This window comes from Mycobacterium paraense (assembly GCF_002101815.1).
GTDB classification, from domain to species: domain Bacteria; phylum Actinomycetota; class Actinomycetes; order Mycobacteriales; family Mycobacteriaceae; genus Mycobacterium; species Mycobacterium paraense.
Genome location: NZ_LQPM01000006.1, coordinates 217,485 through 232,989, shown reverse-complemented (window position 1 = coordinate 232,989; position 15,505 = coordinate 217,485). Strand labels below are relative to the sequence as shown.

13 protein-coding genes are annotated in these 15,505 nt (G+C 70.3%); all 13 read right to left on the bottom strand.

The window, feature by feature from the left end; translation table 11 throughout:
- Positions 1-6 precede the first annotated feature (6 nt).
- The 13 genes from proB to AWB89_RS04410 all read right to left on the bottom strand — a co-directional run bounded on the left by proB (position 7) and on the right by AWB89_RS04410 (position 14,803).
- The gene (gene proB, locus AWB89_RS04470) at positions 7-1,110 is read right to left on the bottom strand and encodes a glutamate 5-kinase (protein WP_085171853.1); all 1,104 of its coding nucleotides are present in this window, start codon (positions 1,108-1,110) and stop codon (positions 7-9) included.
- Positions 1,107-2,549 (bottom strand): GTPase ObgE, encoded by a 1,443-nt coding sequence (gene obgE / locus AWB89_RS04465; RefSeq protein WP_085171851.1) that lies wholly within the window; start codon positions 2,547-2,549, stop codon positions 1,107-1,109. Before obgE ends, proB begins: the two co-directional genes overlap by 4 nt.
- 64 nt (positions 2,550-2,613) lie before the next feature.
- Positions 2,614-2,880 carry a 50S ribosomal protein L27 gene (gene rpmA / locus AWB89_RS04460; protein ID WP_085094420.1) on the bottom strand — a complete coding sequence of 89 codons (267 nt, stop codon included), beginning with the start codon at positions 2,878-2,880 and terminating at the stop codon, positions 2,614-2,616.
- Positions 2,881-2,895: 15 nt separating this feature from the next.
- Positions 2,896-3,207, bottom strand: coding sequence for a 50S ribosomal protein L21 (gene rplU / locus AWB89_RS04455; protein ID WP_067007977.1), 312 nt, complete (start codon positions 3,205-3,207; stop codon positions 2,896-2,898).
- Positions 3,208-3,431: 224 nt separating this feature from the next.
- Positions 3,432-6,149, bottom strand: a complete 2,718-nt coding sequence (gene rne / locus AWB89_RS04450) for a ribonuclease E (RefSeq protein ID WP_085171849.1) — start codon at positions 6,147-6,149, stop codon at positions 3,432-3,434.
- Between the two features lie 340 nt (positions 6,150-6,489).
- Entirely contained in the window at positions 6,490-6,900 is a 411-nt protein-coding gene (ndk, locus tag AWB89_RS04445) for a nucleoside-diphosphate kinase (RefSeq protein WP_085171847.1), read from the bottom strand.
- A gap of 35 nt (positions 6,901-6,935) precedes the next feature.
- Positions 6,936-7,295, bottom strand: coding sequence for a DUF4233 domain-containing protein (locus AWB89_RS04440; RefSeq protein WP_085171845.1), 360 nt, complete (start codon positions 7,293-7,295; stop codon positions 6,936-6,938).
- Positions 7,292-8,743 carry a bifunctional tetrahydrofolate synthase/dihydrofolate synthase gene (folC, locus tag AWB89_RS04435; RefSeq protein ID WP_085171844.1) on the bottom strand — a complete coding sequence of 484 codons (1,452 nt, stop codon included), beginning with the start codon at positions 8,741-8,743 and terminating at the stop codon, positions 7,292-7,294. The genes AWB89_RS04440 and folC overlap by 4 nt, the downstream gene beginning before the upstream one ends.
- The gene (locus AWB89_RS04430) at positions 8,740-11,388 is read right to left on the bottom strand and encodes a valine--tRNA ligase (RefSeq protein WP_085171842.1); all 2,649 of its coding nucleotides are present in this window, start codon (positions 11,386-11,388) and stop codon (positions 8,740-8,742) included. Before AWB89_RS04430 ends, folC begins: the two co-directional genes overlap by 4 nt.
- A 90-nt stretch (positions 11,389-11,478) precedes the next feature.
- On the bottom strand, positions 11,479-12,084 hold the full coding sequence (locus AWB89_RS04425; RefSeq protein ID WP_085171840.1) for a LysM peptidoglycan-binding domain-containing protein: 606 nt from the start codon (positions 12,082-12,084) through the stop codon (positions 11,479-11,481).
- 176 nt (positions 12,085-12,260) lie between these two features.
- Positions 12,261-12,836 carry a DUF937 domain-containing protein gene (locus AWB89_RS04420; protein ID WP_085094407.1) on the bottom strand — a complete coding sequence of 192 codons (576 nt, stop codon included), beginning with the start codon at positions 12,834-12,836 and terminating at the stop codon, positions 12,261-12,263.
- Between the two features lie 115 nt (positions 12,837-12,951).
- The gene (locus tag AWB89_RS04415; protein WP_085171838.1) at positions 12,952-14,208 is read right to left on the bottom strand and encodes a saccharopine dehydrogenase family protein; all 1,257 of its coding nucleotides are present in this window, start codon (positions 14,206-14,208) and stop codon (positions 12,952-12,954) included.
- A gap of 88 nt (positions 14,209-14,296) precedes the next feature.
- Positions 14,297-14,803, bottom strand: coding sequence for a transglycosylase family protein (locus AWB89_RS04410; protein WP_085171836.1), 507 nt, complete (start codon positions 14,801-14,803; stop codon positions 14,297-14,299).
- Between the last annotated feature and the right edge of the window lie 702 nt (positions 14,804-15,505).

Here is a 15,505-nt window from a genome sequence, read left to right as displayed (position 1 = left end):
GCCGCCCTACACCGCAACCAGGTCGTCGGCGTGCACCGCGGGCCGGCGCAACTCGCCGGGCAGGTCGGACGTCGACCGGCCCATCATGGTGGCCAGCTCGGTGGCGTCGTAGGCGACCACGCCGCGCGCCACCATGGTCGCGTCGGGCCCGCGCAGCTCGACCACGTCGCCGGCGTAGAACCGCCCCGACACCGTGGTGATGCCCGCGGCCAGCAGCGAGCGGCGCTGCCGCAGCACCGCGCGCACCGCCCCCTCGTCGAGGGTCAGCGAACCGGCCGCCTCGGCGGCATAACGCACCCAGAACCGGCGGGCCGACATCCGCACCGGCCGGGCGGCGAACACCGTCCCGGTTGAGGCGTCGGTGAGCGCGGTGGCGGCGTCGGACGCGGCGGCCAGCAGCACCGGGACCCCGGCGTCGGCGGCCAGCAGCGCCGAGGACATTTTCGAGGCCATGCCGCCGGTGCCCAGGTCGCTGCCCGGGCCGGCGACCACGCCGTCGAGGTCCGCCGCGCCGGACACCTCGGGAACGAACGTGGCTCCCTTGGTCTTTCGGGGGTCGGAGTCGTAGAGCCCGTCGATGTCGGAGAGCAGCACCAAAGCCTCGGCACCGACCAGGTGGGCCACCAGCGCCGAGAGCCGGTCGTTGTCGCCGAACCGGATCTCGTTGGTGGCCACCGTGTCGTTCTCGTTGACGATCGCCACCGCGTGCAGCGCCCGCAGCCGGTCCAGGGTGCGCTGGGCGTTGGTGTGCGACGCCCGCACCGAGATGTCGTGCGCGGTCAGCAGCACCTGCCCGACCGTGCGCCCGTAGCGGGCGAACGCCGCGCTCCACGAGTTCACCAGCGCGACCTGCCCGACGCTGGCCGCGGCCTGCTTGGTGGCCAGATCCTGTGGGCGACGGGATAATCCGAGCGGCTCGATGCCGGCGGCGATCGCGCCGGACGACACGATGACGACGTCGGTGCCGGCTTTCATCCGCGCCTCGATCGCGTCGGCCAACCCGGCCAGCCGCCCGGCGTCGAACACCCCGGACGGCGTCGTCAGCGCGTTCGTTCCGACCTTGACCACCAGGCTGCGCGCGCTACGGATGGCTTCGCGGTGAGCGCTCACGACCGGTCACCGCGCTCGCGGCGTTGGCGGCGCGCGGCCTTGCGCTCGGCGGCGCCGGTCCGTTCGGTGCGCTCCAGCCGCGCGTCGGTGCCGCGCCCCGACAGCGCGACGTGCTGTCCCGCGGGGGTTTGCGGCTCCCAGTCAAACGTCATCTCCCCGATGGTTACGGCGCAGCCCGGCCGCGCCCCCAGCCGCAGCAGTTCCTCCTCGACGCCGAGGCGCGCCAGCCGGTCGGCCAGGTAGCCCACCGCCTCGTCGTTGTCGAAGTTGGTCTGGCCCACCCAGCGCTCGGGCCGCGCGCCGGTGACCACGAAGCCGCCCTCGCCGTCCGGCTCGACGGTGAAGCCGCTGTCGTCGACGGGCACCGGGCGGATCACCGGGCGCCGCGGCACGATCGGCGGCCGCGCGGCGTTGTACTCCGAAATCATCTGCCACAGCCCGAAAATCAAGGGCTGCAAGCCCTCCCGCGCGACGGTCGACACCAGAAACACCGGCCAGCCGCGCTCGGCGATCTCGTCGCGGACGAATTCGGCGAGCTCGCGGGCCTCGGGCACGTCGATCTTGTTGAGCACCACCGCGCGCGGCCGCTCGGCCAGGTCGCCCAGCGCCGCGTCCCCTTGCAGGGTCGGGGTGTACGTGGCCAGCTCGGCTTCCAGCGCGTCGATGTCGGAGATGGGGTCGCGGCCGGGTTCGGCGGTGGCGCAGTCGACGACGTGCACCAGCACGGCGCACCGCTCGATGTGCCGGAGGAACTCCAGGCCCAGCCCGCGGCCCTGCGACGCGCCCGGGATCAGGCCCGGCACGTCGGCGATCGTGAAGGTGTGCTCCCCCGCCGACACCACGCCGAGGTTGGGCACCAGCGTGGTGAACGGGTAGTCGGCGACCTTGGGTTTGGCCGCCGAGATCGCCGACACCAGCGAGGATTTGCCGGCCGAGGGAAACCCGATCAGCCCCACGTCCGCGACGGTCTTGAGCTCCAGCGTCAGGTCGCGGGACTGCCCCGGTTCCCCGAGCAGCGCGAAGCCGGGGGCCTTGCGGGCCCGCGATGCCAGCGCGGCGTTGCCCAGGCCGCCGCGGCCGCCGGCGGCCGCCTCGAATCGCGTGCCCGCGCCCACCAGATCGGCGAGCAGCCGGCCGTTTTCGTCCAGCACGACGGTGCCGTCGGGCACCTTGACCTCGAGGTCGGACCCCGCGGCGCCGTCGCGGTTGTTGCCCATCCCCTGCTTGCCCGACGGCGCGGTGACGTGCGGATGGAAATGGAAGTCCAGCAGGGTGTGCACTTGCGGGTCGACGACCAGGACGATGCTGCCGCCGCGGCCGCCGTTGCCCCCGTCGGGGCCGCCGAGCGGCTTGAATTTCTCGCGGTGGACCGACGCGCAGCCGTTACCGCCGGAACCCGCCCGAGCGTGGATGACGACGCGATCGACGAACCGAGGCATCGAGGGTCCTCTCAACTACCGCGGGCCGCGATGCGGGCCGCGCATCGGGCCCGGGTGCCGACGCCTAGTCGGTGGTCTGCCCGGCCGCGACGATGCTGACGGTCTTGCGCCCGCGCTTGACCCCGAACTCGACGGCTCCGGACTCCTTGGCGAACAGCGTGTCGTCGCCGCCACGGCCGACGCCCGCGCCGGGGTGGAATTTGGTGCCGCGCTGGCGGATCAGGATTTCGCCGGCCTTGACGACCTGGCCGCCGAACCGCTTCACACCCAGCCGCTGCGCGGCGGAGTCGCGGCCGTTGCGCGAGCTGGAAGCGCCCTTCTTGTGTGCCATGTCTTATCGCCTTTGCTACTTGATGCCCGTGACCTTCAGGACCGTCAGCTGCTGACGGTGTCCCTGACGCTTGTGGTAGCCGGTCTTGTTCTTGAACTTGTGGATGCGGATCTTGGGGCCCTTGGTGTGCTCGAGCACCTCGCCGGTCACCGCAACCTTGGCCAGGGCGGCCGCGTCGCTGGTGACCTTGGCACCGTCGACGACGAGGGCCACCGGCAGCGTCACGTTCGAACCCGGCTCGGAGTCCAGCTTCTCGACCTTGACCACGTCACCGACGGCGACCTTGTACTGCTTGCCGCCGGTCTTGACGATTGCGTAGGTCGCCATCGTTGCTCCTGCCTCTTTCTGCTAGCCGCGCGCGTGCCACCGGCCTGTGCGTGGTGGGTCTGGGGTGCGGGTCCGCCCCCGGTAGAAAACTCCGAGCCCGGTGGTCCCGCCCGCCGCCGGCCACAGTCTGGCCTGACGACAACTGTCCAAGGGTACTTGACCAGCGGCTACAGGGTCAAACCGGCCTCACACGACGGCCGGTGAACACCCCGGGTCGGCGCAGGTCAGTCCACGTGGATCGGCGGGCCGGCCGGCCGGCCCGCGGCGCGGCGGCGGCGCGGACGTCCGCCCGGGGACCCGCCGTTTCCGCCTTGCGCGGTGTCGTCGTCGGAATCCTCGTCGTCCAGATCGTCTTCGTCGTCGTCCAGCTCCAGGTCCTCGTCGTCGCCGAGGTCCTCGTCGTCGAGGTCGTCGTCGTCCTCGTCGTTGTCATTGTCATTGTCGAGGTCGAACTCGTCCTCGTCGTCGCTGTCGTTGTCCTCGAAGTCATCGGTGTCGGCGTCGTCCAGGTCGGCGGCGGGCCGATCTTCGGCCTCGCTGTCGGCCGTCGCGGTGAGCACCTCGCCGGACCCGTCGGATTCGTCCTCGCCCTGCTCGTCTTGGTCTCCCGCCCCGGACGCGCCGGCGGCCATCGCCTTGAACATCGGGTGCTCACCGGGGGCGTGCGCGGGCACCTTCGCCACGGTGGGCTGGTCGGTGGCCTCGTCGGACCCCTTCTTCTTCGAGCGCCTGCCCCGGCGACCACCGGACTCGGACTTGCGGCCGTTCGACGGGGCGGAATCGACCGGGTCGCTGTGCAGCAGGATGCCCCGGCCACCGCAGTGCGGGCACGACGACGAAAACGCCTCGATCAGCCCGGTGCCCAACCGCTTGCGGGTCAGCTGCACCAGGCCCAGGGACGTCACCTCCGACACCTGGTGGCGGGTGCGGTCGCGGGCCAGCGCCTCGGTCAGCCGCCGCAACACCAGGTCGCGGTTGGACTCCAGCACCATGTCGATGAAGTCGATGACCACGATGCCGCCGATGTCGCGCAGCCGCAGCTGGCGCACGATCTCCTCGGCCGCCTCGAGGTTGTTCTTGGTGACGGTCTGTTCGAGGTTGCCGCCGGATCCGGTGAACTTGCCGGTGTTGACGTCGACCACCGTCATGGCCTCGGTGCGGTCGATGACCAGCGTGCCGCCCGACGGCAGCCACACCTTGCGTTCCATCGCCTTGGCGAGTTGCTCGTCGATGCGGTGCACCGCGAACACGTCCGGGCCGCTCGTATCGTCCGGCCCGGAAGCGGGTTCGTACTTGGTCAGCTTCGAAACGAGCTCGGGGGCAACGGAATTCACGTACTCGTTGATCGTGTTCCAGGCCTCGTCGCCGGAGACGATGAGCCCGGCGAAGTCCTCGTTGAACAGGTCGCGAATGACCTTGACCAACACGTCGGGCTCTTCGTAGAGCGAGACCGCGGCGCCCGCCGCCTTCTGTTTGGTCTCGGCCGCCTTGGCCTCGATCTGCTGCCAGCGCTCCTGCAGCCGGGTGACGTCCTTGCGGATGTCTTCCTCTTTGACCCCTTCGGACGCGGTGCGGATGATCACCCCGGCGTCGGACGGCACTACCTCGCGCAGGATCTCCTTGAGCCGCTGCCGTTCGGTGTCGGGCAGCTTGCGGCTGATCCCGGTCGACGACGCGCCGGGCACATAAACCAGGTAGCGGCCGGCCAGCGACACCTGCGTGGTGAGCCGGGCGCCCTTGTGCCCGACCGGGTCCTTGCTGACCTGGACGACGACGTAGTCGCCGGGCTTGAGGGCCTGCTCGATCTTGCGGTCGGATCCACCCAATCCCGCGGCTTCCCAGTTGACTTCGCCGGCGTACAACACGCCGTTGCGGCCGCGACCGATGTCGACGAACGCGGCCTCCATCGAGGGCAGCACGTTCTGCACGATCCCGAGGTAGATGTTGCCCACCAGGGAGGCGGACGCGGCGGAGGTGACGAAATGCTCGACGAGGATGCCGTCCTCGAGCACCGCGATCTGGGTGTAGCGCGCGCCCGGGTGCGGCGGCTCGGTGCGGACCCGGTCGCGCACGACCATCATCCGTTCGACGGCCTCGCGGCGCGCCAGGAACTCGGCCTCGGTGAGCACCGGTGGGCGGCGCCGGCCGGCGTCGCGCCCGTCGCGCCGGCGCTGCCGCTTGGCCTCCAGCCGGGTGGAGCCGTCGATGCCCTTGATCTCGGCGTTGGAGCTCTCGCCGTTCTTGCCGCCGCGGGGCGGGCGCTCGTGCACCACGGTGTTGGGCGGGTCGTCGGGCGACAGGCCCTCGTCGTTGTCGTCGCCGGCCCCCGACTTGCGCCGCCGGCGCCGGCGGCGGCGCCGGGTGGCCCCGTCCGGGGAACCGTCCTCGTCGTCGCCGTCGGAGTCGTCGGACTCGTCGGAGTCGCTGTCCTCGTCGCCGGTGTCGTCGTCGCCGTCGGCTCCGCCCTGCTCGCCGCGACCGCGGCCGCGCCCCCGCCGGCCGCGGCGGCGCCGCCGGTTGGCCGTGCGATCGGGCTGGTCCTCGTCGTCGTCCTCGGAATCGTCGGCGTCGTCGGCCTCGTCGGCGTCGGCGCGGCCGCCAAGCTCCACCGGCTGCGGCGCCACGAACAGCGGCAGGTACTCGGCCGGCTCGGTGGAGCTGCGCAGCAGCAGTGGCTGCTGCTTGGCCGCTGCGTGGCTGAAGCCCGGGATGTTGGGCAGCGGCTTGGCGAAGATCAGGTCACGGACCCGCAGGGCGTCCTCCCGGTCGACGCCGGAATGCACGTTGCTCACCCGGCCGTCGAGCGCGGTGAGCGCCTCGAGCACTTCCCTGTTGGTGCTGCCCAGCGCCCGTGCCAGCTGATGCACCCTCAGGCGATCGGGCAGGTCCTCCCCCTGGACCGGCTCCTGCGGTGGGTTCGAAGGTGGCGCGCTGTCTACCACGTATTCTCCTTAAGCCCCCGGGCGCGTCGCTTCGACGCGGCCACGCGAGGGCTTCACTATGGGCCCGGGTCGCTTCTCCCAGGCTTGTGATGGTCTTGCCCCGAGCGGCTCAAGTAGAACTCGCTCGGCGCCGTGCTGAATGTCGGCCTGACATGCGGCGCAATATCGCGGCTGTGGCGATGGTCGCGCTTGTCTAAGTCTTCATTCGGGTGTCCGAAGCCGGTCCGGCGACGTTCACCCGCTGTCAGTATCCCACATCACCCGGCGTGCCCCGCCACACCCGAGATTCACGCGTCAGCAAACGCCGTCGGGGCCCGGTGCGGCCCCTATCCGGCCAGCGCTAAATCCCGGGAAACCAGAGGGCGATCTCGCGCTTCGCCGAATCGTCCGAGTCGGACCCGTGCACCAGGTTGAACTGCGTTTCCAGCCCGAAGTCGCCCCGGATGGTGCCCGGCGTGGCCTTCTCGACCGGGTCGGTACCGCCCGCGACCTGCCGAAACGCGGCGATCGCGCGCGGTCCCTCGACGACCGCGGCCACCACCGGCCCCGAGGTGATGAACTCCAGCAACGACCCGAAGAACGGCTTGCCCTCGTGTTCGGCGTAGTGCTGCCCGGCCAGCTCTTCGCTGACGTGCCGGAGCTCCAGCGCCGCGATGGTGAGGCCTTTTCGCTCGATGCGGCTGATGATCTCGCCTATCAGGTGCCGCTCGACGGCGTCAGGCTTGATCAGTACCAGGGTCCGTTCGGTCACGGCGGACAGCGTACAGAACCCTTTGCCGATTGGCCCTACTCCTGCCGGCGCCGCACCTCGGCGCGGAAGTAGGCGATCAGCCCCCACAACCCGGTGAACAGCACCCCGATGAATCCCACCCCCGGGTACACGGCGAAGCCGGCCAGCAGCACCACCTGGATGCCCAAGTTCGCCCAGATCGCCCAGGGCCGGCGCTGCAGCCCCGCCAGCACGACCAGCGCCACCGCCAGGCCGATCAGATAGGCCAGCGACGCGCCGGTCAGGCCGCCGCCGACCGCGCCCACCACCGGTATCGCCAGCAGCACCACGATCGCCTCGAGGATGAGCGTCGCGGCCATCACGGCGCCGAAGCTCTTCCACGGGTCGGCGGGCGGGGCCGTGTTGTTGTCGCTCATTGCGGATCACGACCGAACAGGCTGCGGGCGGCCCCGGCGGTGACGACGGAGCCGGTGACGACGATCCCCGTGCCCGAAAACGACTCTGCCGCATCGCTTTCCGTCGCCGCGTCATCGACCAGGGCGGTCGCGACGTCGATGGCGTCGCGCAGGTTCTCGGCGGTGGTGACGCGGTCGGGCCCGAACCGTTCGCCGGCGGCCAGCGCAAGCGACTCGACGTCCAGCGCCCGCGGCGAACCGTTGTGCGTCACGACGACGGAGTCGAACGCCGGCTCCAGCGCCGCGAGGATGCCGTCCACGTCCTTGTCGGCCATCACGCTGATCACCCCGACCAGGAACCGGAAGTCGAACTCGCCGGCGAGCGTCTGCGCCAGCGCGGCCGCACCGGCGGGATTGTGGGCGGCGTCGATGAACACCGTGGGGGCGCTGCGCATGCGCTCCAGCCTGCCCGGGCTGGTGACGGCGGCGAACCCGGCCCGGACGGCGTCGACGTCGAGCTGGCGCTGGGCGCCGGCGCCGAAAAACGCCTCGACCGCGGCCAGCGCCACCGCCGCGTTGTGCGCCTGGTGTTCGCCGTGCAGCGGCAGGTAGACGTCGGAGTACACCCCGCCTAGGCCCTGCAGCTGCAGCACCTGGCCGCCGATGGCGACCTGGCGGCCCAGGACCGCGAACTCCGAATCCTCGCGGGCGACCGCGGCGTCGGCGCGGACGGCCTGGGCCAGCAGCACCTCCATCGCCTCGGGCACCTGGCGCGCGATGACGGCGACGGTGTCGGGCGCGCCGTCGGCCGCCTCGGAGGCCCGAGTGATGATCCCGGCCTTCTCACCGGCGATCCCGGCGATGTCGTCGCCGAGGTAGTCGACGTGGTCGATGCCGATCGGGGTGATCACCGCTACCGGCGCGTTGACCACGTTGGTGGCGTCCCAGCGCCCGCCCATGCCGACCTCGACCACCGCGACGTCGACGGGCGCGTCGGCGAACGCGGCGAAGGCCATCGCCGTGAGCACCTCGAATTTGCTCATGGCGGGCCCACCACCGGCCTGCGACTGCGCGTCCACCATCTGCACGAACGGCTCGATCTCCCGGTAGGTCGCCACGTATTGGGCCGGGCTGATCGGCACGCCGTCGATCGCGATGCGTTCGACGGCCGATTGCAGGTGCGGGCTGGTGGTGCGGCCGGTGCGCCGGTGCAGCGCGGTCACCAGCGCGTCGACCATGCGCGCCACCGACGTCTTGCCGTTGGTGCCCGCGATGTGGATCGACGGATAGCCCAGCTGCGGCGACCCCAGCAGGTCCATCAGGGCACTGATCCGGGTCAGGCTCGGCTCGATCTTGGTTTCCGGCCAGCGCTGGTCGAGCAGGTGCTCGACCTGCAGCAGGGACGCGATCTCATCCGGTGTGGGGGCCGCGCTGGTGCCCGGTCCCCACTCGGGCGGCTCGAAAGTCATTGCAGCGCGGCCAGCCTGGCGTTGATCCGGTCGGTTTCCTCCTGGGCCACGCGCTGGCGGTCACGGATCTTGGCGACCACCTGTTCCGGCGCCTTGGCGAGGAAGTCGGCGTTGTTCAGCTTGGCCGCCGTCGACGCCAGCTCCTTGTGCGCCGCGGCCAGGTCCTTTTCCAGGCGGCGGCGCTCGGCGGCGACGTCGATGGTGCCCGACGTGTCCAGCTCGACGACGACGGTGCCACCGCTGAGGCGCACCTCCACCGACGCCGACGGCCGAAAATCCGGACCCGGCTCGGTGAGCCACGCCAGCGACGTCACCGCGCTGACCTGGCCGCCCAGGCCCGCGCCCTCGACGTCGCCCAGGCGGGCCGGCACCTTCTGCCGGTCCGCCAAGCCCTGTTCGCTGCGAAACCGGCGGACCTCGGTGACGAGCCGCTGCATGTCGCTGATCCGTTGCGCGGCAACCGGATCCAGCGAGATGCCGGACGATTGCGGCCATTCGGCGATCACCAGCGACTCCTGGCCGGTCAGGGCCTGCCACAGCGCCTCGGTGAGGAACGGGATGACCGGATGCAGCAGGCGCAGCAAGGTGTCGAGCACCGCCGCCAGCACGGCGGTGGTATGCGCGAGCCCGTCGGCGAGCTGGGTCTTGGCCAGTTCGACGTACCAGTCGCAGAATTCGTCCCACGCGAAGTGGTAGAGCGATTCGCAGGCCCGGCTGAACTCGTAGCCGTCGAAGGCCGAATCAACTTCGGCGCGAACCTCTTCCAACCGCCCGAGGATCCATCGGTCGGCGTCGGTGAGCGCGGTCTGGGCGGGCAGGGGCGCCAGGGCCGCGCCGTTCAGCAGCGCGTACCGGGTGGCGTTGAACAGCTTGGTGCCGAAGTTGCGTGAGGCCCGGACGGCGTCCTCACCGACGGACAGGTCGCTGCCGGGACTGGCGCCGCGGGCCAGGGTGAACCGCAGGGCGTCCGCGCCGAAGGTATCCATCCAGTCCAGCGGGTCGATCACGTTGCCCTTGGACTTGCTCATCTTGCGGCCGAACTCGTCGCGGATCAGACCGTGCAGGAAGACGTCGGTGAACGGCACCTGCGGGCCGCGCCGCCCGTCGAGGGTGATGGCGTCGTCACCGCCGACGAAGGTGCCGAACATCATCATCCGGGCCACCCAGAAGAACAGGATGTCGTAGCCGGTGACCAAAACGCTTGTCGGATAGAACTTTTCCAGCTCCGGCGTCTGCTCCGGCCAGCCCAGCGTGGAGAACGGCCACAGCCCCGAGGAGAACCAGGTGTCCAGCACGTCGTGGTCCTGCTCCCAGCCCTCGGGCGGCGTCTCGTCGGGCCCGACGCACACCTGTTCGCCGCCCGGCCCGTACCAGATCGGGATGCGGTGGCCCCACCACAGCTGGCGAGAGATGCACCAATCGTGCATGTCGTCGACCCAGGCGAACCAGCGCGGTTCCATGCTGGCGGGATGAATCACGGTGTCCCCGTTGCGAACCGCGTCGCCGGCGGCCTTGGCCAGCGATTCCACCCGGACCCACCACTGCAGCGACAGCCGCGGCTCGATCGGTTCGCCGCTGCGCTCGGAGTGCCCGACGCTGTGCAGGTAGGGTCGCTTTTCCGCGACGACCCGGCCCTGCGCCGCCAGTGCCTCCCGCACGGCGACCCGGGCCGCGAAGCGGTCCATGCCGTCGAATTGCGTTCCGGTGCCGGCGATTCGGCCCTTGGTGTCCATGATCGAGATCATCGGCAGCTCGTGGCGCAGCCCGATCTCGAAGTCGTTGGGGTCGTGCGCGGGCGTGACTTTGACTGCGCCCGTGCCGAATTCGGGGTCGACGTGCTCGTCGGCGACGATGACGAGTTCGCGGTCCAGAAAGGGGTGCGGCAGGGTGGTGCCGACCAGGTCGCGGTAGCGCTCGTCGTCGGGGTGCACCGCGATCGCGGTGTCGCCGAGCATCGTCTCGACCCGCGTGGTGGCGACCACGATGTGGGGTTGCGCGTCGTCGAGTGAGCCGTACCGGAAGGACACCAGCTCGCCCTCGACCTCCTCGTAGTTGACCTCGATGTCGGAGAGCGCGGTTTCGAGCACCGGCGACCAGTTGACCAGGCGCTCGGCCCGGTAGATCAGCCCGGCGTCGTAGAGCCGCTTGAAGATGGTGCGCACCGCGCGCGACAGGCCCTCGTCCATGGTGAAGCGGTCGCGGCTCCAGTCCACGCCGTCGCCGAGCCGGCGCATCTGCCCGCCGATGGCGCCGCCGGACTCACGCTTCCAGTCCCACACCTTGTCGACGAACAATTCCCGGCCGAAGTCCTCCTTGGTCTTGCCGTCGACGGCGAGCTGCTTTTCCACCACGCTCTGCGTCGCGATGCCGGCGTGGTCCATCCCCGGCTGCCACAGCACCTCGTAGCCCTGCATGCGCTTGCGGCGGGTCAGGGCGTCCATCATCGTGTGTTCCAGCGCGTGGCCCATGTGCAGGCTGCCGGTGACGTTCGGCGGCGGCAGCACGATCGAGTAGGCGGGCTTCGAGCTGCTCGCGTCCGCCTTGAAGTAGCCCGCATCTAGCCACTTCTGGTAGATCGCGCCCTCCATCGCGGCCGGTTCCCACGACTTGGGCAGGTCGGCGGCGGCTGAGGGGCTGGCGGTCACCGGTCAATTCTAGGGAGACTCGTTTGCCCGCGTGTAAGCGGCCGAATCCGCCTGGTCACACGGATTCGACCGCTACCACCGTCTCGATGATCAGGGAATGGTCAGCACTTGGCCGGGCTGAATCGAGTCCGGGTTGGGGATGCCGCTGGCGTCGGCGATCGCCTGGAATTTGCTTCCGTCGCCGTAGAAGCGCTCCGCGATGGCCCACAGGGTGTCGCCCGGCTCCACGGTGTAGGTCCGGACGGCGGGTTCCGGCGCCGGCTCCGGGGCGGCCTCGGGCACTTCCTCCGCGGCCGGTTCCGCGACGTCTTCCGAAGCGGCTTGCGGTTCGGCCTCCTCGGCGGCGGGCTCCGGGGGCGGCGCGTCGGTCTCGGTCTTGGTCGACCAGGCCGCCCCGTCGGCGGCGTAGAGCACCAGGTTGCGGTCGTCCTGGAGGACGAGCTTGACATCCTTCTTGCCCTGGGTGTCGGTGTGCCACACCGGCTTGTCCGCCGTGTACACAACGAAATTGCCGTCCGGTTGCACCTCCGCCCGCACCACATCCTGGCCGTCGGTCCCCGTGGCCCAGAGCGTCTGGCCGCGCGCGGCCAGCACCAGGTTGCCGTCGTCCTGCAGCGTGAGGGTGTAGGCGCCGTTATGCGAGGTGAGCGCCTCGCCCCGCACCAGCTTCTGTCCTGCGGTGAGTGTGTCCGACACTGCATTCCCCTCTCGTCGTCGCCGTCCGGCCGATGGGGGTCGGACGTTATTTCCCTTGTCCGATAAGGACAAACCTACTCATCTTGGTTCGCCGTAGGCAGCCCCGAATTCGACGGGATCGGAAGCATCGGCGAACTGGCCGTGAACAATCCGGGTCGACCCGAAAGGCCGCGGCGCTACCTCTTGCCGCCGAGCAGGCCACCGAGGAGATCTCCGAGGGCGCCCCCCTTGCCGCTCAACACGTTGCCGAGGATGCCGCCGAGGGATTTGTCGCCGGAGCCGCTCCCGAGGATGCTGCCCAGCACCTCACCGAGGCCGCCACCGGAGGCCGACTCCTTTTTCTGCGCCGCACCACTCTCGCCGCCGGAGCCCAGCTGTTTTCCGATGTATGCCAGCACGATTGGCAGCACGACCGGCAGCAACTGCCTGAGCAGCTCACGGTTGCCGCCCCCGCTCTCGGCAAGCGCCGAAGCGACGTGGTCGGCGTCGGCACCGCCGAAGAGCGCAGCTACCGCCTGGTGCCCGCTGTCTTCGCCGCCACCGGTGTCGAGCAGGCCGCGGGCGGCCTGGCCGGTCGCCATGGACTCGATCCTGCTCGCGTGCTCGGGATCTTGAGAGTTCTGCTGCAGTCCGCCAAGCAGGGCCGGCACCAGCGTGTGCACAGCGTTGTCGACTTCGCCTTCGTCGGCGCCCAGTCTGCTCGCGATTTCAGAAGTGGGAATTTGCGTATACAGATCATCGAGACCGGCCATCGGTGTCCACCTTCATCAAAAGGATGTAAAGCCAAGTCGATTACGACAGTAGTCCGATCCGGTCTCGGCCAACACCCTTCGGGCAAGGCGGATTTGGGGCCCGACGTCCCCCGCGTCAGTGCAGTCGTTCGGTTTCCAACGACACGCCGGCGGCGGGGAATCGCGCCAGCAACGCGTCGCCCATCGCCGTCGCGGGCGTCAGCACGCCGAGCAGGTCGGACAGTTTGTCCCGGTCCAGCGCGAGGGCCAGGCCGCACTCCCCCAGCAGCACCGCCGTCGCCTTGTAACCGGGGTCACCCTGCTGCGCCATGCGCGCCACGTAGCGGGCGCCGGTGGTCGTTGTGGTGTAGGTCTCGATGCGGTAGTGGCCGCGCTCGCGGGCCGCCTCGCTGGGACCGGTGCCCGGCTTGGGAAGGACCCGCTCGACCAGGCGGCGCGGCAGGAGCCGGAAGTAGCGGCTGCCCAGCCCGAACATCGCATTGCCGACCCCGCTCATCACGGCCGACGCCACCGGCGCGAGGGCCGACGATCCGACGCTCATGTTCTCGTCGTACCGGAACCGCCGGCCGTACGCCCAGTCCAGCAGCGCGTTGCTGCGCCGCACGATGCGGGTGTTGTAGGGCGCCATCAGGAATCCGGCGGTCCACATGCCGGACAGTTCGGGCGCGATCTGGCGCCCGCGGCGCCAGGGCAGGTCGGGCTGGCGGCCCAGTTCGGGCTCCGCGCCGCGGTCGGTGCTCAACGTGTAGGGGTCGAGGAGCTCGCGGCGCACCTCGGGGTGGCGCGATGCGGCGTCCATGATCTCCACGCCCGACGCGATGGTGCCGCCGGAGAGCCCACCCGCCAGGGAGCGCACCACCAGGTGCGTGTCCCCGAGCTCGCCGGCGCCGTCCCGCTGCGCCGCGCGGTACAACGCGTACACGCTCAGGTCCGACGGGACCGAATCGAACCCGCACGAGTGCACGATGCGGGCGCCGGTGTCGGCGGCCTGCTTGTGATGGAGGTCGATGCTCTCGCGAACGAACGTCGCCTCCCCGGTCAGGTCGGCGTAGTCGGTGCCCGCGGCCGCGCACGCGGCGACCAGCGGCAGTCCGTAGCGGCTGTAGGGCCCGACCGTGGTGACGACGACGCGGGTCCGGGCGGCCATCTCGTCCAGCGTCGACGGCTTCGCCGCGTCGGCCACCAGGACCGGCCAGTCTTGCGCGGCGTCGCCCAGGGTGTCGCGAACGGCCCGCAGCCGGTCCGGCGACCGGCCCGCCAGCGCGATCCGCGCGCCCGATCCGGCGCGGGCCAGGTATTCGGCGGTCAGCTTCCCGACGAAGCCGGTCGCCCCGTACAACACGATGTCGAACTCGCGAGGCGTTGCGGTCATCGGCCCGACGCTACCCGACCCCGAGACAAGTAATGCCGGGCCGCAAGGCCCGGCATTACTTACCCCTCAAGAGGTGCGTCTACGGGGATCAGCCGCGCCGACCGCAGACCGGCCACGCGCCGATGCCCTGCGTGTGCAGCACGTTCTCGGCCACCCGGATCTGCTCCTCGCGGCTCGCGCTGGCCGGCGACCCCGAGCCACCGTTGGCGTGCCAGGTGCTCGAGGTGAACTGCAGGCCACCGGAGAAGCCGTTACCGGTGCTGATCCCCCAGTTGCCACCCGACTCGCACTGCGCGATGGCGTCCCAGTTGACGCTGTACGCCTTGTGCACCGGCGGGGGCGGCGGGGCGTCCGGAGGCAGGTCAACGGGCGCCAGGGCGTCCGGCGCCGGCGGCGGCGGAACGTTCGGGTCGAAGCCGGCCGGAGCCGGCGCCGGGGCGTCCGGGGCCGGTGGCGGGGGTGCGTCGGGCGCAGCCCCGGCGGGGGGAACGTTCGGGTCAAAGCCCATCGGTTCCGCGGTGGCGGTGGCGGAAGGCACCGTCACCAGGGTGCCGGTGATCGCGGCGAGGATGAGCGTCTTGCGGACGTTCTTCAAATTTCTTCCTTTCGCGGTGCGCGCGCGCCAAAGCAGACCCACCGGGGTGGGCCGAAGGTCGTGATTGGTGCTCGAAGGTGCTCTGGGACGTGCCGTCTCGTTCAGGCACGCAGCGGCGGGCGTTCGATATGCCCGGCGGGGTAGAACCCCGGGCCGCGAGGCGGCCCTGCCGCCCGCAGCCCCGCTCACACGCGGGTCCGTGATTCGGTTGTCGATTACTTTTCCGTTAACCCGTTTTCGGGCTACCAGGGACCGTACGAAACCGGGCCGCGTTCGTCATCTTCGGAAAACGGATATCTCGGTTCGGTAACGAGCCGATCACGCCGCGGTCGCCTAACGATCTCCGCAGGTCAACCGCGCGTTTTCGAACGGTGCCCAGCCGGGGCCGGAACAATCAAATCGTGAGCCGAATCACGGCGATTTTGTGAGCTGGCACACGCGGTTTCGGCCACGGCCACGGCTCCTTACGGCGCGATGGGTATCGCACCGTGACGGCGAACCGGCGCACAATACAACAAGATACGTGCGGTTGCAGGGCGACACGCCCCCGCACGAGTGGCTCGGCATCTCTCCTTTGATCGAACGAAGCGGTGCTGCAAGGCCTTTCGTTCGACCCCGATGGGATGCTCGCCACTTCAATGGCTTTCACGTCGGACCGTCGATTTCCCGTCAGCCTGACGGCATTCCGTGGCGGGTGACCGC